This is a genomic window from Streptomyces sp. NPDC059895, assembly GCF_042731035.1.
GTDB lineage: Bacteria > Actinomycetota > Actinomycetes > Streptomycetales > Streptomycetaceae > Streptomyces.
This window is the reverse complement of record NZ_JBHWKO010000008.1, coordinates 210,937-228,919: the sequence shown is the minus strand read 5'-3', so window position 1 is coordinate 228,919 and position 17,983 is coordinate 210,937. Positions and strand designations below refer to the sequence as shown.

10 protein-coding genes are annotated in these 17,983 nt (G+C 72.0%); 6 read left to right on the top strand and 4 right to left on the bottom strand.

All coding sequences use genetic code 11. The features are described from left to right. Positions 1 to 6: 6 nt before the first annotated feature. Together ACFV9M_RS12800 and rpsA are read right to left on the bottom strand one after the other, a co-directional pair. On the bottom strand, positions 7 to 945 hold the full coding sequence (locus ACFV9M_RS12800; protein ID WP_385064351.1) for a PAC2 family protein: 939 nt from the start codon (positions 943 to 945) through the stop codon (positions 7 to 9). 246 nt (positions 946 to 1,191) lie between these two features. Further along, entirely contained in the window at positions 1,192 to 2,682 is a 1,491-nt protein-coding gene (rpsA, locus tag ACFV9M_RS12795; RefSeq protein ID WP_385064349.1) for a 30S ribosomal protein S1, read from the bottom strand. Positions 2,683 to 2,911: 229 nt separating this feature from the next. Here rpsA and ACFV9M_RS12790 point away from each other — a divergent pair, with 229 nt between their 5' ends. Both ACFV9M_RS12790 and hrpB read left to right on the top strand, forming a co-directional pair. After that, the gene (locus ACFV9M_RS12790) at positions 2,912 to 3,886 is read left to right on the top strand and encodes a class I SAM-dependent methyltransferase (protein ID WP_385064346.1); all 975 of its coding nucleotides are present in this window, start codon (positions 2,912 to 2,914) and stop codon (positions 3,884 to 3,886) included. Positions 3,887 to 4,055: 169 nt separating this feature from the next. Further along, positions 4,056 to 6,581, top strand: coding sequence for an ATP-dependent helicase HrpB (gene hrpB, locus ACFV9M_RS12785; protein ID WP_385064343.1), 2,526 nt, complete (start codon positions 4,056 to 4,058; stop codon positions 6,579 to 6,581). Positions 6,582 to 6,746: 165 nt separating this feature from the next. Here hrpB and ACFV9M_RS12780 read toward each other — a convergent pair whose 3' ends face one another. Next, complete coding sequence (locus tag ACFV9M_RS12780) at positions 6,747 to 8,510, bottom strand: lytic transglycosylase domain-containing protein (protein ID WP_385064340.1); 1,764 nt, start codon at positions 8,508 to 8,510, stop codon at positions 6,747 to 6,749. Between the two features lie 361 nt (positions 8,511 to 8,871). On the opposite strand from ACFV9M_RS12780, the gene ACFV9M_RS12775 reads away from it, so the two are divergent. Next, complete coding sequence (locus ACFV9M_RS12775; RefSeq protein ID WP_385064336.1) at positions 8,872 to 9,711, top strand: DUF4184 family protein; 840 nt, start codon at positions 8,872 to 8,874, stop codon at positions 9,709 to 9,711. Between the two features lie 144 nt (positions 9,712 to 9,855). On the opposite strand, the gene polA is transcribed toward ACFV9M_RS12775, so the two are convergent. Further along, positions 9,856 to 12,579: a DNA polymerase I gene (gene polA, locus ACFV9M_RS12770; protein WP_385064333.1), complete on the bottom strand. Its 2,724-nt coding sequence runs from the start codon at positions 12,577 to 12,579 to the stop codon at positions 9,856 to 9,858. Positions 12,580 to 12,982: 403 nt separating this feature from the next. Between polA and ACFV9M_RS12765 the strand changes: the two genes are divergently transcribed. From ACFV9M_RS12765 to ACFV9M_RS12755, 3 genes are all read left to right on the top strand, one after another. After that, positions 12,983 to 15,262, top strand: coding sequence for an FdhF/YdeP family oxidoreductase (locus ACFV9M_RS12765; RefSeq protein WP_385064330.1), 2,280 nt, complete (start codon positions 12,983 to 12,985; stop codon positions 15,260 to 15,262). Between the two features lie 70 nt (positions 15,263 to 15,332). Next, positions 15,333 to 15,821 carry a hotdog fold thioesterase gene (locus tag ACFV9M_RS12760; RefSeq protein WP_385064327.1) on the top strand — a complete coding sequence of 163 codons (489 nt, stop codon included), beginning with the start codon at positions 15,333 to 15,335 and terminating at the stop codon, positions 15,819 to 15,821. Positions 15,822 to 16,634: 813 nt separating this feature from the next. Beyond that, a complete protein-coding gene (locus ACFV9M_RS12755) occupies positions 16,635 to 17,861 on the top strand; it encodes a branched-chain amino acid ABC transporter substrate-binding protein (RefSeq protein WP_385064324.1) in 1,227 nt (408 codons plus the stop codon). Positions 17,862 to 17,983 lie beyond the last annotated feature (122 nt).

Sequence of the window (17,983 nt, the reverse complement as noted above, 5' to 3'; positions counted from 1 at the left end):
GACGGCTCAGCCCTCGCCCTCGCGCTCCGCCAGGAACTTCTCGAACTCCCGCCCGATCTCGTCCGCCGAGGGGATGTCCACGGGTTCGGCGAGCATGTTGCCGCGGGTCTCGGCGCCCGCGGCGGCGTCGTACTGGTGCTCGAGGCCCTGGACGAGGGCGGTGAGTTCCTCGTCGCCCTCCTGGATCTGGCGGTCGATCTCGGTCTGCGTGCGGTGCGCCTCCGTGCGCAGGGTGTGCGCGATGCCGGGCAGGACGAGTCCCGTGGCGGCCGTGATGGCCTCCAGGACGGTCAGGGCGGCGTCGGGGTACGCGGAGCGGGCGATGTAGTGCGGGACGTGCGCGGCGACGCCCAGGACGTCGTGGCCCGCTTCCATGAGGCGGTACTCGACGAGCGCTTCGGCGCTGCCGGGGACCTGCGCCTCGTCGAAGGGGCTGCGGTGCCCCGGGACGAGGTCCGTGCGGTTGCCGTGCGGGGTGACGCCGACGGGGCGGGTGTGCGGGACGCCCATGGGGATGCCGTGGAAGTTCACGGACAGGCGCACGCCGAGCCGTTCCACGATCTGCCGGACGGCCACGGCGAAACGCTCCCACTCCACGTCCGGCTCGGGGCCGGACAGCAGCAGGAAGGGTGCTCCGGTGGTGTCCTGGACGAGCCGTACCTCGATGACCGGCTCCTCGTAGTCGGTCCACCGGTCGCGCTTGAACGTCAGCAGTGGACGGCGGGCGCGGTAGTCCACCAGGCGGTCGTGGTCGAAGCGGGCGACGACCTGGTGGGGCAGCGCGTCGAGGAGGCGGTCGACGATCTGGTCGCCGGTCTCCCCCGCGTCGATGTATCCGTCGAAGTGGTAGAGCATGACAAGTCCGGCCGATTCCTGGGCGAGCGCCATGTCGACGACGGCCAGCCCCTTCGGCTCCCATGCGTACAAACCCTGCGGATCAAGCACTTGGACCGCTCCTCCTCGTGTTCGTACATGCCAACGCGCACGCCGGTGTACGCATTCCCACCCCACCGCCTTGATCCGCCGGCTCGTGCGGGGCGAGGACGGTTTCCCTCGGGGGACACGGAGAACCGCCCGGCCGGCTCCCGGGGGAGGCAGCCGGGCGACGGCCCGTTTCCCGGGCAACGCCAAGGGGCCGCACCTCGAAAGGTACGGCCCCTCAGTGAGCGGCTGGGACTCAGCGGCTAGCGATCAGCTCTGGCCACCGGCGAGCTTCTCGCGCAGCGCGGCGAGCGCCTCGTCCGAGGCCAGCGCGCCGGAGGTGTCGGCGCCCTCGGAGGAGTACGAACCGCCGGTCGCGGCCGGAGCGGCGGCCTCGCCACCCTCGGCGGCGGCCTGGGCGTCCGCCTCGCGGGACTTGATGACCTGCTGCTGGTGCTGCTCGAAGCGCTGCTGCGCCTCGGCGTACTGGCGCTCCCACTCCTCGCGCTGCTTCTCGTAGCCCTCGAGCCAGTCGTTGGTCTCGGGGTCGAAGCCCTCGGGGTAGATGTAGTTGCCCTGGTCGTCGTAGGACGCGGCCATGCCGTACAGGGTCGGGTCGAACTCGACCGAGGCCGGGTCGGCACCGAAGGACTCGTTGGCCTGCTTCAGCGAGAGGCTGATGCGACGGCGCTCGAGGTCGATGTCGATGACCTTGACGAAGATCTCGTCGTTGACCTGGACGACCTGCTCCGGGATCTCCACGTGGCGCTCGGCCAGCTCGGAGATGTGGACCAGACCCTCGATGCCCTCGTCCACGCGGACGAACGCACCGAACGGAACCAGCTTCGTGACCTTGCCGGGCACGACCTGGCCGATCTGGTGGGTGCGGGCGAACTGCTGCCACGGGTCTTCCTGGGTCGCCTTCAGCGACAGGGAGACGCGCTCGCGGTCCATGTCGACGTCGAGGACCTCGACCGTGACCTCCTGGCCGACCTCGACGACCTCGGAGGGGTGGTCGATGTGCTTCCAGGACAGCTCGGAGACGTGGACCAGACCGTCGACGCCACCCAGGTCCACGAAGGCACCGAAGTTGACGATCGAGGAGACCACACCGGACCGCACCTGACCCTTCTGGAGGGTGGTGAGGAAGGTCTGGCGGACCTCGGACTGGGTCTGCTCCAGCCAGGCACGGCGGGACAGGACCACGTTGTTGCGGTTCTTGTCCAGCTCGATGATCTTGGCCTCGAGCTCCTTGCCCACGTAGGGCTGGAGGTCGCGAACGCGGCGCATCTCGACCAGGGAGGCCGGGAGGAAGCCACGGAGGCCGATGTCGAGGATGAGACCACCCTTGACGACCTCGATGACGGTACCGGTGACGATCCCGTCCTCTTCCTTGATCTTCTCGATCGTGCCCCAGGCACGCTCGTACTGGGCGCGCTTCTTCGAGAGGATCAGGCGACCTTCCTTGTCCTCCTTCTGGAGAACAAGGGCCTCGATCTCGTCACCGACGGCGACGACCTCATTGGGGTCGACGTCGTGCTTGATGGAGAGCTCGCGGCTCGGGATAACGCCTTCGGTCTTGTAACCGATGTCGAGCAGGACCTCGTCCCGGTCGACCTTCACGATGACGCCGTCGACGATGTCGCCGTCGTTGAAGTACTTGATCGTCTCGTCGATCGCGGCGAGGAAGGCTTCCTCGTTACCGATGTCGTTGACCGCTACCTGCGGGGTGGTGGCGGTGGTCTCGGTGCTGCTCGTCATGTGGGAAAGGGCTCCGGTACGGACATTGAAGTCGTAGGTACTGCTTACGCCGGGAGCCCGTTTCGCTCTGCAGAAGCCGGACAGCCAAGGAAGCGCCGCACCGGGTGACCGGTGATGGCGCCTCGAGAACCGAGGGGACATACAACAGATGCGAGCGCAGCCTGCTACGTCTGAGGTGCGCAGGCCCGCAGCGCAACTTGTAGCATACGGGGGCAGCCGGGCAGGGTCAATGCGCGAAGGCGCACACCCGGGGCGGATCGCCGCATACCCGGCACTGAACCTGTCTTCTGAGGCCACATGGACCGCGGAAGAACCCTCCGGTGACACCTCGGTGGCACCGCCGGGGCGGGTTGGACGGAAGAGTACGACGAGGGAGCCCATCATCCAAGAGCCCGTATCGTCCCAGCCGGAGCCGGAGCCGGAGGCCACCCGCCGTGACGCCGGCGTCACGGAGAGCGCCCGGGCCAACCGGGGCTGGTGGGACCGCAACGCGGACGAGTACCAGATCGAGCACGGCACCTTCCTCGGCGACGACCGCTTCGTGTGGTGCCCCGAGGGCCTGGACGAGGTCGAGGCCGAGCTGCTCGGCCCGGCGGAGGAGCTGAAGGGCCGGGACGTCCTGGAGATCGGCGCCGGCGCGGCCCAGTGCTCGCGCTGGCTCGCCGCGCAGGGCGCCCGCCCGGTGGCCCTGGACCTCTCCCACCGCCAGCTCCAGCACGCCCTGCGCATCGGCGGCTCCTTCCCGCTGGTGTGCGCCGACGCGGCCGCGCTGCCCTTCGCGGACGCCTCCTTCGACCTGGCCTGCTCGGCGTACGGGGCGCTGCCCTTCGTCGCCGACCCGGTGCTGGTCCTGAGGGAGGTGCGCCGGGTGCTGCGCCCGGGCGGCCGTTTCGTCTTCTCCGTGACCCATCCGCTCCGCTGGGCGTTCCCCGACGAGCCGGGGCCCGAGGGCCTGTCGGTCGCCTCGTCCTACTTCGACCGCACGCCCTACGTCGAGCAGGACGAGGAGGGCCGCGCGGTCTACGTCGAGCACCACCGCACCCTCGGCGACCGGGTCCGCGACATCGTGTCGGCGGGCTTCCGGCTGGTGGACCTCGTCGAGCCGGAGTGGCCGGCCTGGAACAGCTCGGAGTGGGGCGGCTGGTCGCCGCTGCGCGGCGGCCTGATCCCGGGAACGGCGATCTTCGTGTGCGACCGGGACTGACCGCGCGCACATGACGGCGGTCGCGCGCCGGGGTGCGGGACCGGAGGCGGGCCCGGCCCGACCGGGGGCCGTGCGGCACCGGAGGCGGGCCGACCGGAAGCCCGAAGAGCAGCCGCGCGTACGCCCCACGCGCGCGGGGCGCGTTGCGGAGGCATACGACACTGGGGGCGTGATCCGTGACGACGCCCTGGACGCGCTGCCCGTACGGGCCGCCCTGCCTTCCCTGAACGACGCCCTGGACGGGACCGGGACGGCCGTCCTGGCCGCGCCGCCCGGCACCGGCAAGACGACCCTGGTGCCGCTCGCGCTGGCGGGGCTGCTGGGCGAGGGGCCCGCGCGGCGGGTGGTGGTGGCCGAGCCGCGGCGGATCGCGGCGCGTGCGGCGGCGCGGCGGATGGCGTGGCTGCTGGGCGAGAAGACCGGCGGGAGCGTCGGTTACACCGTGCGCGGGGAGCGGGTCGTCGGGCGGCACACGCGCGTGGAGGTCGTCACGACCGGTGTGCTGCTCCAGCGCCTCCAGCGCGACCAGGAGCTGACCGGCGTCGACGTGGTGGTGCTGGACGAGTGCCACGAACGCCATCTGGACGCCGACACGGCGGCAGCCTTCCTGTGGGACGTCCGGGAGGCGCTGCGGCCGGAGCTGCGGCTGGTGGCGGCGTCGGCGACGACGGACACGGAGGGCTGGTCCCGGCTGCTGGGCGGGGCGCCGGTCGTCGAGGCGGACGGTTCCGCGTTCGACGTCGAGGTCGTCTGGGCGCCTCCGGCCCGTCCGGTCCGGCCGCCGCACGGCACATGGGTCGATCCGGCACTGCTGGGACATGTGGCGTCGGTGGTGCGGCGGGCGCTGGCCGAGCGGCCGGGGGACGTGCTGTGCTTCCTGCCGGGCGTCGGGGAGATCGCGCGGGTCGCGGGGCAGCTCCAGGGTCTGGGCGGGGTGGAGGTGCTCCAGGTGCACGGGCGCGCGCCGGCGGCCGTGCAGGACGCGGTGCTGACGCCGGGCCAGGGGCGCCGGGTGGTCCTGGCCACAGCGGTGGCCGAGTCGTCGCTGACCGTGCCGGGCGTGCGGGTGGTCGTCGACGCGGGGCTCGCGCGGGAGCCCCGGGTGGACCACGCACGGGGGCTGAGCGCGCTCGCGACCGTACGGGCCTCGCACGCGGCGGCGCGGCAGCGGGCCGGACGGGCCGGGCGCGAGGCGCCGGGCGTGGTGTACCGGTGCTGGCCGGAGGCGGAGAACGCCCGTCTGCCGCGTTTCCCGTCCCCGGAGATCAAAGTGGCCGACCTCGCCGCGTTCGCTCTGCAGGCGGCCTGCTGGGGCGATCCAGACGCCTCCGGGCTGGCGTTGCTCGATCCGCCGCCGGCGGGTGCGATGGCCGCGGCGCGGGGTCTGCTGACGGCGATCGGCGCGGTGGACCCGGCCGGCCGGGCCACGGAGCGGGGGGTGCGGCTGGCGCGGCTGGGGCTGCACCCCCGGCTGGGGCGGGCGCTGCTGGACGGGGCGTCGCTGGTGGGGGTGGAGCGGGCCGCCGAGGTGGTCGCGCTGCTGAGCGAGGAGGCCCCTCGGGAGTACGGGGACGATCTGGCCGCCGCCGTGCGGGGCGCCCGGCACGGGGGTGACGCGTACGGCTCGCGGTGGCGGGCGGAGGTGCGGCGGCTGCGGTCCGTCGCCGCGGAGTCCGCCCGCCCGCCCGCGCGTGACGCCCCGCCGGTCCGCAAGGGGGGCGGCGAGGACGCCACCGCGGGGCTCGTCGCCGCCCTCGCCTTTCCCGAGCGCCTCGCCAGGGCCGACGGCGGCTCGCACCTGATGGTGTCCGGGACCCGCGCCGAGGTCCGGGAGGGCTCCGCCCTGCGCGGGGCGCCGTGGCTCGCGGTCGCCGTGGCCGACCGTCCGGTGGGCAAGGGGCACGCGCGCGTGCAGCTGGCGGGGGTGGTCGACGAGGAGGTGGCGCGGCTCGCCGCCGGAACGCTGCTCGACGTACGCGACGAGGTCCGCTGGGCCGACGGCGACGTCGTCGCCCGGCGGGTCGAGCGGCTCGGTGCCGTGGAGCTGGGGGTGCGGCCGCTGAGGGACGCCGATCCCGCGCTCGTGCGTCAGGCGGTGCGCGAGGGGGTGCGGCAGGAAGGGCTGACGCTGCTGCGGTGGCCGCCGGAGGCCGAGGTGCTGCGGCAGCGGCTGGCGTTCCTCCGGCTGCACCTGGGGGAGCCGTGGCCCGACGTGTCCGACGCGTCGCTGCACGCGCGCGTGGAGGACTGGCTGGAGCCGGAGCTCGGCCGGGCCCGGCGGCGCGCCGACCTGGCGCGGATCGACGCCGGGGAGGCGCTCACCCGGCTCCTGCCGTGGGCCTCGGGCGAGGCGGCCCGGCTGGCGGAGCTGGCGCCGGAGCGGATCACCGTACCCAGTGGGTCCCGGGTCCGGGTCGACTACGCGAACCCCGAGCAGCCGGTGCTCGCGGTGAAGCTCCAGGAGATGTTCGGGCTCCAGGAGTCGCCGCGGGTGGCCGGGGTGCCGCTGCTGGTGCACCTGCTCTCCCCCGCCGGCCGGCCCGCGGCCGTCACCGCCGACCTCGCCTCCTTCTGGCGGGGCGGCTACAAGGGCGTACGGGCGGAGCTGCGCGGCCGGTATCCGAAGCATCCGTGGCCCGAGGACCCGGCCGGTGCCGAGCCGACCCGGCACACCAACGCGCGGCTCGGACGGTGAGGGCGACGGGACCTGACGCCACATCAGGACGGCGCCCCGCTCGGGTGGAGGGGGCGCCGTCGTCGTGGTGCGTGGTGCGCGATGTGCGGTGCGCGGTGCGCGATGTGCGGTGCGCGCCGGGTGGTGTGCGCCCGGGTGGTGCGGGGTCGTGCTGCGGGAAGGGGCTTACGAGCTGGCCGTCGCCGACTCGGACGCGGTCGCGGAGGTGTCGTCGGAGGAGCCCTCCGACGTATCCTCCGAAGCGCTCTCCGACGGGCTCGGCGTGGTGGACGGCGCGGCTGTGACGGTCAGTTCGACCGTGAGCGTGGCGCCGCCCGTGGTGGTGATGCGCAGCAGGAACGTGCCGGCGGTGTCGTCCGCGTACAGCTTCGGCAGCTGGAGCAGGCCGTCGGCGTCGGTCCGCAGGTCCGTCAGGGTGCGGACGGCGTTGCCGGCGGCGTCCTTGAAGTAGGGGCCCTTGTCGTTCGCGGTCGCGTCGTCGGCCGACGCGACCAGGGTGGCGGTGGCCGCCACCTTGTCCGCGGCGGCGCCCTGGTAGGTGGCCTTGGCCTCGACCTGGTCGGCGAACGTACCGCCCGCGGTGCAGGTCAGCGCGGTGCTGGTGGTGGGGGCGAGGGTGTCGGCGGCACGGTCGGTGACGGTGGCCGTGTACGTGAGGGCGGCCAGCACGCGGCCCGGGACCGTGACGCGGACGGTGAACGTGCCGGTCTCCTCGCCCGCCTGGAGGGCGGGGGCGGTGGCGACGCCCGTGCTGTCGGTGGCGATCGTGGCGACGCTCTCGCCGCCGGCGAAGGTGGCGTCGGTGTCGCCGACGATGGTGAAGCGGATCCTGACCTTGCCGACGGCCTTGCCGGCCTCGGTCTCGGCACGGGCGCTGATCCTCTGGGTGAACGCGTCGCCCGCCATGGCGGTGAGCTTCGCCGTGCCCGCGTCCTCGAGGTGGTCGACCGTTTCGGTCGGCGTCGGGGCCGGAGTGCTGGGGGTCGTCGACGGCGTTTCCGACGGGGTCGTGCTCGGAGTCGACGTCGACGGCGTCGTCGACGGCGTCGACGTGGACGGCGAGGTGGAGGGTGAGGTGGTCGTCCCGCTGTCGTCGTCGCTGCGGCTGGACGGCAGGCTGCCGGTGCCGTCGGGGATCTCGTGGGTGCCCTTGCGGTAGTACTCCAGCCACGACACGACGGTGTTGTAGTACTCCGTCGAGTTGTTGTAGCTGAGGATCGCGCTGCGCAGCCCGGACGAGGTGGACATGTCCCAGCTGTAGCGGCACAGGTAGTGGCCGGCCGCGAGGGCCGCGTCGTAGATGTTGTTGGGGTCCTTCTTGCCGTCGCCGTTGCCGTCGCGGCCCGCCCACTCCCAGGTGGAGGGGATGAACTGCATGGGGCCCACGGCACGGTCGTAGGTGCTGTCGCCGTCGTAGGCGCCGTTGTCGGTGTCGCTGATGTTGGCGAAGCCGTTGCCGTTGAGGACCGGGCCGAGGATCGGCGTGAGGGTGGTGCCGTCGGCGTTGACGTTGCCGCCGCCGGCCTGACCCGACTCGACCTTGCCGATGGCGGCGAGGAGTTCCCACGGCAGGTTGCAGCCGGGCTGGGACTCGGCGAGCGCCGCCGCGGCCTTCTTGTAGGCGTCCAGCACGGTCGCGGGGATGCCGGCCTCGGTGTCGCCGGTGGCGGCCGGGGTGGTGCCGGTGCTCTGACTCGGCGAGGGGGTGGGGCTGTTCAGCGGCGGCAGGTCCGTGTAGTAGGGCGAGTTGCCGGTGGCGCTGTCGTCGGCGCCCGTTCCGGAGGCGGCGTCGGCTGCGGCCTGTCCGCCGGCCTGGCCGCCGGCCGTGACATCGGGTGCCTGGGACGCGGCCAGTGCCGCGACGACCACCGCGGCCACGGTGGTGTTGACCGCTCCCTTGCGCAGCCTCCTGCCGAAATGCGCCGACATGAAGTGAACCCCTCCCGTGGACACCCGTGCGCCCGTCTCCGTCCGATGCGCTCGCCCCTGTGGGGACGTACCGCCTCACTCGCCCTGCGGGGACCGTCGTCCCGCCCCGAGGGGTGCGCTCCCGGGCGGTTTGCGCCGTTCTGTTCGGTTGTTCGACCGGGCCTTTCGACTCGGCGGCCCAGGCGACCCTACGACAACTTCGGTGGCACCGGCACCCGTTCGCACACGGTGTTCACCACTCAGTCATCTCCGTTCCGGTGTCAGTGGCGTCGCGCATACTGGTGCGCGTCGCCGGACTTCCGGCCGCCCGGTCCGGCCGATGTCCGCCGATGTCCGCCAACGTCCGCCACGGGGAGCCCTGTTGCCGTTCACCCTCAGTCATGCGGCGGCCGTGCTGCCCGCCCTGCGCACCGACGGCACCGGCCGCGGCCGGCTGGTACCGGCCGTCCTGGTGGCGGGATCCTTCGCGCCCGACATGACCTACTACGCGGCGAGCGTGGCACCGGAGGCCATGGAGTTCGGTGATGTCACGCACTCCTTCGCCGGGGTGTTCACCGTCGACGTGCTCGTCGCCTGGGCGCTGGTGGGGCTGTGGCTGCTGGTGCGTGAACCGCTCGTGGCCCTCCTGCCACGGGCCCGTCAGGCCCGTACGGCCACCCTGACGCGCTGCGGGGCGCCCCGCGCGCGCGTCCGTCCGTCCGCCCTCCTGCGGTGGTACGTGTCCGCGGTGCTCGGCGCGCTGACCCATGTGGTGTGGGACGCCTTCACGCACCTCGACCGGTGGGGGATGCGCCTGTTCCCGGTGCTCGGCGAGACGGTCGCGGGCTCACCGCTGTACTGGTACCTGCAGTACGGCGGTTCTGCCGTGGCCGCGGTCGTGATCGTGTCCTTCGTGGCGTACGCGGTGCGCCGGACGCCTGTCGCCGAGCCGGTCGGCATACCCGTGCTGTCGGCGCGGGACCGGTGGTGGGCGGCGGCGGTGATCGGCGGCTGCGCGCTGGTCGCGGCGGTGCGGCGGGCGACGCGGTGGTGGGAGTACTGGGGTTCCCGGGCGAAGCCGTACGAGCTGATCCCGACGGTGTGCTTCGGGGCGGGCGCCGGCCTGGTGCTGGGGCTGCTGCTGTACGCCGTGGGCGTCCGCGCGGCCCGTCCCGTCGCCCTTGAGTCCGCAGGGCGCCCGGACGAGGTCAGCGTGGGCTGAACGGCTCGCCGACCGGCCGTACGGGCACCACGAACACGGTGATACGACGTGCCGCCCGAGGTCTCCGAAGGGGGCCTCCGAAGGGCCTTCGGAGGCCCCCGCAGGGCCCGTCAAGGCCCTCCGGAAGGCCCATACGGCCGCAGGCTAGTGCGCCGCCGACTCCCAGTCCGCGCCCGAGCCCACGGACACGTCCAGCCGGGCCCTGAGGTGGACGGCGTCGGACATCTCGCGGCGGACGAGTTCCTCCGCGGCCGCGCGCTCGCCGGGGGCGATCTCCAGGACGACCTCGTCGTGGACCTGGAGGAGCATGCGGGACGTGAGGCCGCTCTCCCTCAGCGCGCGGTCCACCTTGAGCATGGCGATCTTGACGATGTCGGCCGCGGTGCCCTGGATGGGCGCGTTGAGGGCCATCCGCTCGGCCGCCTCACGGCGCTGGCGGTTGTCGCTGTTGAGGTCGGGGAGGTAGCGGCGGCGCCCGAAGAGCGTGGCCGTGTAGCCCGTCGCCCGGGCTTCGTCGACCGCCCGGCGCAGATAGTCCCGGACCCCGCCGAAGCGCTCGAAGTAGGCGTCCATCAGGGCGCGGGCCTCCCCCGCCTCGATGTTCAGCTGCTGGGACAGGCCGAACGCCGACAGACCGTACGCCAGGCCGTACGACATGGCCTTGATCTTGCGGCGCATCTCGGCGTCCACGGCGGCGGGCTCGACGCCGAACACCTGGGAGGCGGCCGTGGTGTGCAGGTCCTCGCCGGAGGTGAACGCCTGGATCAGGCCCTCGTCCTCGGAGAGGTGCGCCATCACCCGCAGTTCGATCTGGCTGTAGTCGGCCGTCATCAGCGACTCGAAGCCCTCGCCGACGACGAAGCCGCGGCGGATGGCCCGGCCCTCGTCCGTGCGGACGGGGATGTTCTGCAGGTTCGGGTCGGTCGACGACAGGCGGCCGGTCGCGGCGACCGTCTGGTTGAAGGTGGTGTGGATGCGTCCGTCCGGGGCGATCGACTTGATCAGCCCCTCGACGGTGACGCGCAGCTTCGCCTGTTCGCGGTGGCGGAGCATGATGACCGGCAGTTCGTTGTCCGTCTGGGTCGCGAGCCAGGCCAGGGCGTCGGCGTCGGTCGTGTAGCCCGTCTTGGTCTTCTTCGTCCTGGGCAGGCCCAGTTCACCGAAGAGGACCTCCTGGAGCTGCTTGGGCGAGCCCAGGTTGAACTCGTGCCCGGCCGCGGCGTGCGCCTCCTTCACCGCCTGCTGGACGGCGCCCGCGAACATCTGCTCCATGGCCTCCAGGTGGGAGCGGTCGGCCGCGATGCCGTGCCGCTCCATCCGGGCCAGCAGGGCGGAGGTGGGCAGCTCCATGTCTCCCAGCAGCTCGGCGGCGCCGACCTCCTCCAGGCGGCCCCGGAACGCCTCGCCGAGGTCGAGGATCGCGCGGGCCTGCACCATGAGGGCCTCGGCCTCGGCGCCGTCGTCCGCGCCGAAGGCGAGCTGGCCGTCGGCCGCCGCGGGCGGGGCCAGCTCGCGGCCCAGGTACTCCAGCGACAGCGCGTCGAGGTCGAAGGAACGGCGGCCCGGCTTGACCAGGTAGGCGGCGAGGGCGGTGTCCATGAAGACGCCGCCGACACTCCAGCCGTGTTCGGCGAGGACACGCATGGCGCCCTTGGCGTTGTGCAGGACCTTGGGGCGGTCCTCGGCGGCCAGCCAGGCCTTCCACGCGTTCTCGTCGGCCTCGTCCAGCTCGGACGGGTCGAACCAGGCGGCCGCTCCCCCGCCCGCGGCGAGCGCGACCTCGGCGACCGAGCCGGCGCCCAGCGCCCACGTGTCGACGGTGGCGACACCGAGGGTCTGCGTGCCGTGCTCGGCGAGCCAGCCGGCCAGCTCGCCCGTGCCCAGCACCGAGCCGTCCACCGCCACACCACCGGCCACCACCGGGGTCGACTCGGCCTCCTCGCCCCCCGGGTCGACGGCCAGGAGCCGCTCGCGCAGCGACGGGTTCCTGATCTCCAGGGTGTCCAGGACCATCGCGACGGCCGTGCGGTCGTAGGGCAGGCGCTCGAGGTCGGGGACGGTCTTCGGCAGCTCGACGGTGCGGACCATCTCCGTCAGGCGGCGGTTGAGCTTGACGGCTTCCAGGTGGTCGCGGAGGTTCTGCCCGGCCTTGCCCTTGACCTCCTCGACCCGCTCGACCAGCTCCGCGAACGAACCGAACTGGTTGATCCACTTCGCGGCCGTCTTCTCACCGACGCCGGGGATGCCCGGGAGGTTGTCGGACGGGTCGCCCCGCAGAGCCGCGAAGTCGGGGTACTGGGCGGGCGTCAGGCCGTACTTCTCGAACACCTTCTCCGGGGTGAAGCGGGTCAGCTCCGAGACGCCCTTCGTCGGGTACAGCACGGTGGTGTGCTCGCTGACCAGCTGGAAGGAGTCCCGGTCACCGGTGACGATCAGCACCTCGAAGCCCTCGGCCTCGGCCTGGGTGGCGAGCGTGGCGATCACGTCGTCCGCCTCGAAGCCGTCGACCGCGAACCGCGAGACGTGCATCGCGTCGAGCAGCTCGCCGATCAGCTCGACCTGCCCCTTGAACTCGTCCGGGGTCTTCGAACGGTTCGCCTTGTACTCCGTGAACTCCTCGGACCGCCAGGTCTTGCGGGAGACGTCGAAGGCGACCGCGAAATGCGTGGGCGCCTCGTCACGCAGCGTGTTGGCCAGCATCGACGCGAAGCCGTAGATCGCGTTCGTCGGCTGGCCCGTCGCGGTGGTGAAGTTCTCCGCGGGCAGCGCGAAGAACGCGCGGTAGGCCAGCGAGTGCCCGTCCATGAGCATCAGGCGGGGCCGCTCGCCGGAGGTCGTCTCGGTCTTCTTTGCTGCTGTTTCTGCCACGCCCCCGATCCTGCCACGCTCCACTGACACTCCCACCCACCCGCACACCGACCCCCCGCCCACCGAAACCACACACCGACCCCCGCCCACCGAAACCACACCCACCCCCGCACACCGACCCCGCACACCGGCAACCCCAGAGGCCCCGCCGGCCCCACCGACCCCGCCGGCCCCGCCGGCCCCGCCGGCCCCGCGCAACCAATGCTCCCGCCCCCCGCAGTCCCTCCCGCCCCCGCTGTCGGCGCCGCGTGCGAGGATCGGACGCAGAGGTCCCGCGGACACAGGTCACGGACACGAGGCCACGGACATCCCGTCCCCCACCCCACCTCCACAGACCCCACCTCACGGACCCCACGTCACGGACACCCCAGCATTCCCGCCCCGAGCGAAGGAGAGCCCCGCGATGGCAACGAAGCCGCCCAAGGCCGATCCGGTCCAGGACGCGCCGCAGGTCGCCGAGCCGAAGCACGCGGCGGCGGGCCTCCCGGCCATCGGGCACTCCCTGCGGATCGCCCAGCAGCAGATGGGCGTGAAGCGCACCGCGCTGACCCTGCTGCGCGTGAACCAGAAGGACGGCTTCGACTGCCCCGGCTGCGCCTGGCCGGAACCGGACCACCGGCACGCGGCGGAGTTCTGCGAGAACGGCGCGAAGGCGGTGGCGGAGGAGGCGACGCTGCGCCGGGTCACCCCGGAGTTCTTCGCCGCGCACCCGGTCGCCGACCTCGCCACCCGCAGCGGCTACTGGCTGGGCCAGCAGGGCCGCCTGACGCACCCCATGTACCTCCCCGAGGGGGCGGAGCACTACGAGCCGGTCTCCTGGGACCGCGCCTTCGACATCATCGCCGAGGAGACGGCCGCCCTGGCCTCCCCCGACGAAGCCGTCTTCTACACCTCGGGCCGCACCGGCAACGAGGCGGCGTTCCTCTACCAGCTCTTCGCGCGCGAGCTCGGCACCAACAACCTGCCGGACTGCTCCAACATGTGCCACGAGTCGTCCGGCTCGGCCCTGGTGGAGACGATCGGCATCGGCAAGGGCAGCGTCCTGCTGGAGGACCTGTACAAGGCGGACCTGATCATCGTCGCCGGCCAGAACCCCGGCACGAACCATCCGCGCATGCTGTCCGCCCTGGAGAAGGCGAAGGCGAACGGCGCGAAGGTCATCAGCGTGAACCCGCTGCCCGAGGCGGGCCTGGAGCGCTTCAAGAACCCGCAGACCCCCAAGGGCCTCACCGCGGGCGCCGCGCTCACCGACTTGTTCCTGCAGATCCGCATCGGCGGCGACCAGGCCCTCTTCCGCCTCCTCAACAAACTGGTCCTGGAGGCGGACGGCGCGGTCGACCGGGCGTTCGTCGAGGAACACACGCACGGCTTCGAGGAGTTCGCCGAGGCCGCCCGCGCCGCCGACTGGGACGAGACGCTCACCGCGACGGGCCTCACGCGCGCGCAGATCGAGGAGGCCCTGCGCATGGTGCTCGCCTCGCAGCGCACCATCGTCTGCTGGGCGATGGGCCTGACCCAGCACAAGCACTCCGTGCCGACCATCCGCGAGGTGGTCAACTTCCTGCTGCTGCGCGGCAACATCGGCCGGCCGGGCGCGGGCGTCTGCCCGGTGCGCGGCCACTCGAACGTGCAGGGCGACCGCACGATGGGCATCTTCGAGCGCCCCGCGCCGGCCTTCCTGGACGCCCTGGAGCGGGAGTTCGGCTTCGCGCCGCCGCGTGAGCACGGCTTCGACGTCGTCCGGGCGATCCGCGCGCTGCGCGACGGCGAGGCGAAGGTGTTCTTCGCGATGGGCGGCAACTTCGTCTCCGCCTCTCCCGACACCGACGTCACCGAGGCGGCCATGCGGCGTGCCCGGCTGACGGTGCACGTGTCGACGAAGCTCAACCGCTCGCACGTCGTGACCGGCGCGCGTGCGCTGATCCTGCCGACGCTGGGCCGCACCGAGCGCGACCTCCAGGGCGGCGGCGAGCAGTTCGTCACCGTCGAGGACTCCATGGGCATGGTGCACGCCTCCCGCGGCCGTCTGGAGCCGGCGAGCCCGCACCTGCTGTCCGAACCGGCGATCGTGTGCCGTCTGGCCCGGCGCGTGCTCGGCGCGGACAGCAAGGTCCCGTGGGAGGAGTTCGAGAAGGACTACGCCACGATCCGGGACCGCATCGCGCGCGTGATCCCCGGCTTCGAGGACTTCAACGCGCGCGTGGCCCGCCCCGGCGGCTTCGCGCTGCCGCACGCCCCGCGCGACGAACGCCGCTTCCCGACGGCCACCGGCAAGGCCAACTTCACCGCGGCGCCGGTGGAGTACCCGGCGCTCCCCGAGGGCCGCCTGCTGCTGCAGACGCTGCGCTCGCACGACCAGTACAACACCACGATCTACGGCCTCGACGACCGCTACCGGGGCATCAAGAACGGCCGCCGGGTGGTCCTCGTCAACCCCGAGGACGCGCGGGAGCTGAAGCTCGCGGACGGCTCGTACGTCGACCTGGTCGGTGAGTGGAAGGACGGCGTGGAGCGGCGGGCGCCCGGCTTCCGGGTGGTGTTCTACCCGACGGCCCGGGGCTGCGCGGCCGCCTACTATCCGGAGACCAACGTCCTGGTGCCGCTGGACGCGACGGCGGACACCAGCAACACCCCGGCCAGCAAGTCCGTCGTCGTGCGTCTGGAACAATCGGCGACCGACTGAGCGTTTGCTCAGCCAGTGCGGCGGCGGCGCCCGCCCCGCCGTACCGGTCACGACGAACGGAGCAGGGCCCATGGGCGAGCAGCAGCACGTGAAGTTCCCGCAAGAGGTCATCGACGAGTACGCGGCGCTCGGCGTCGACCTTCCGGCCCTCTTCTCCGCCGGCCACCTGGGCACCCGCATGGGCGTGCAGATCGCCGAGGCCTCCGCGGACCGGGTCGTGGGCACGATGCCGGTGGAGGGCAACACCCAGCCCTACGGACTGCTGCACGGCGGTGCCTCCGCCGTCCTCGCCGAGACGCTCGGCTCGGTCGGGTCGATGCTGCACGGCGGCAGCTCCAAGATCGCCGTCGGCGTCGACCTGAACTGCACCCACCACCGCGGGGTCCGCTCCGGCCTGGTCACGGGCGTCGCCACCCCCGTCCACCGGGGCCGCTCCACGGCGACGTACGAGATCGTGATCAGCGACGAGGCGGGGCGCCGGGTGTGCACGGCGCGGTTGACGTGCCTGCTGCGCGACGTGAACCCGGGCGACGGAGCACCCGCGGGCGCCGCGGGCTGACGCACCGCCGGCCCGCACCGCCACAACCACCACAGCACCACAGCACCACAGCACCACAGCACCACAGCACCACAGCACCACAGCACCACAGCACCACAGCACCACAGCACCACAGCACCACAGCACCACAGCCGCAGCCACTACAGCACCACAGTGGACGTCGCCCACCGGGAGCGGGCGCGCCCGCGTCGGGGCATGCCGAGCGGACGAACTCCGGGAAGCGGAAGGGCACTCGGGCCGCGGGACGCCCCTCCCCCTCCCGCCGCCCCGCCCGGCCGCACCCCCGGAGAAACCGCGCCCGCACGCCGCCGCACACCCGCCGTCGCGCACGTCACCGACGGCGAACCGTACCGGCATGTCCGGGAAAGCGGAATGTGCCGAAAAAGGCCCGACTCGCTTTCCTGGGCGTAACTCTACGTAATACCGACGCAATACAAGACGACGGCCGGAAACCGCGCGAAGGGTGTGCCCACGCCCCTTCCGACGCCACTCGAGTCGCCTGCGGCAACAACGTCACGTCATTACCAAATGGCCGGACACTGCTGAAATCTCAAGCGGGCCATCTGCGGGTTCTCACCATGCGGACAGGGCGAACCAGTCGGAATTCCACGCATCCACCCACCGAGTACCGCTCTGCATTACGTCGTGTCATAACAAGAGAGTCACAGCCTGAGCCAGACCCTCCTCCACCTTCCCCGCACACGCCTAGAGTCACCGCCAGTCACCGCGCCATCGGATTCGAAGTCATTCGGCCCAGCGCTCGACTCGGCGCGTTCCAGGGGGGACCGCCGTGCCAGGGAAAGGACCTGATTCGTGCGTCAACGTTCGATCATCGCCATCACCGCCGCGCTCGCGGCGGGATCGCTGACACTCACAGCCTGTGGGTCGCGTGACGACAGCAACAGCAGCAACGGCGACAAGACCACTGTGGTGATCGGCGTCGACGCCCCGCTCACCGGCGACCTGTCGGCCCTCGGCCTCGGCATCCAGAACTCCGCCGACCTGGCCGTCAAGACAGCCAACAAGGAAGAGTACGTCGACGGCATCGAGTTCAAGCTCGAACCCCTCGACGACCAGGCCCAGCCCTCCGTCGGGCAGCAGAACGCCCAGAAGTTCATCAGCGACAAGGACGTCCTCGGCGTCGTCGGCCCCCTGAACTCCAGCGTCTCCCAGCAGATGCAGAAGCCGTTCAGCGACGCCGGCCTCACCCAGGTCTCCCCCGCCAACACCGGCACCGAACTCACCCAGGGCGACGGCTGGAAGACCGGCGACTCCGTCCGCCAGTTCGACACCTTCTTCCGCACCGCCACCACCGACGAGATCCAGGGCGCCTTCGCCGCCGAGTACCTCTACTCCAAGGCCGGCATCAAGAAGGTCTACCTCATCGACGACCAGAAGACCTACGGCGCCGGACTCGCCGCCTCCTTCAAGACCAACTTCACCAAACTCGGCGGCCAGATCGTCGGCACCGACCACATCAACCCCGACGACCGCGACTTCAACGCCGTCGTCGCCAAGATCAAGAAGACCGGCGCCCAAGCCCTCTACTACGGCGGCGAATACCCCGCCGCCGCCCCCCTGAGCCAGCAGCTCAAGGACAGCGGCCAGAGCATCCCCCTCATGGGCGGCGACGGCATCTACTCCGGCGAATTCCCCAAGCTCAACAAGAAGGCCGAAGGCGACCTCGCCACCTCCGTCGGCAAGCCCGTCGAACAGCTCCCCTCGGCCAAGGAATTCATCGCCGACTACAAGAACGCCGGCTACAAGGACGCCTACGAGGCCTACGGCGGCCTCACCTACGACGCCACCTGGGCCATCATCGAAGCCGTCAAGCTCGCCGTCGAGGGCAACGACGGCGAACTCCCCTCCGACGGCCGCAAGGCGGTCCTCGACGCCATGTCCAAGGTCAAGTTCGAAGGCGTCACCGGCACCATCTCCTTCGACGAGTTCGGCGACACCACCAACACCCTCATGACCGCCTACAAGGTCAAGAGCAACGCCTGGACCCCCGAGTACAGCGCCTCCCCCACGGTCGGCTGAGCGAGGCCGGACACCAAGCACTCACCGACCCACACATTGATCCAGGCCGCGCGGGAGCGCCCACCACGCCGGCCCCCGCGCCCCGTAACCGAAACACACCACCGAGGCCCCTCGGTGGACGT

Coding starts and splice junctions, on each gene's coding strand:
- rpsA (WP_385064349.1), bottom strand. CDS start 2,682: ATGACGAGCAGCACCGAGACCACCGCCACCACCCCGCAGGTAGCGGTC.
- ACFV9M_RS12790 (WP_385064346.1), top strand. CDS start 2,912: ATGCGCGAAGGCGCACACCCGGGGCGGATCGCCGCATACCCGGCACTG.
- ACFV9M_RS12780 (WP_385064340.1), bottom strand. CDS start 8,510: ATGTCGGCGCATTTCGGCAGGAGGCTGCGCAAGGGAGCGGTCAACACC.
- ACFV9M_RS12765 (WP_385064330.1), top strand. CDS start 12,983: ATGGCAACGAAGCCGCCCAAGGCCGATCCGGTCCAGGACGCGCCGCAG.
- ACFV9M_RS12760 (WP_385064327.1), top strand. CDS start 15,333: ATGGGCGAGCAGCAGCACGTGAAGTTCCCGCAAGAGGTCATCGACGAG.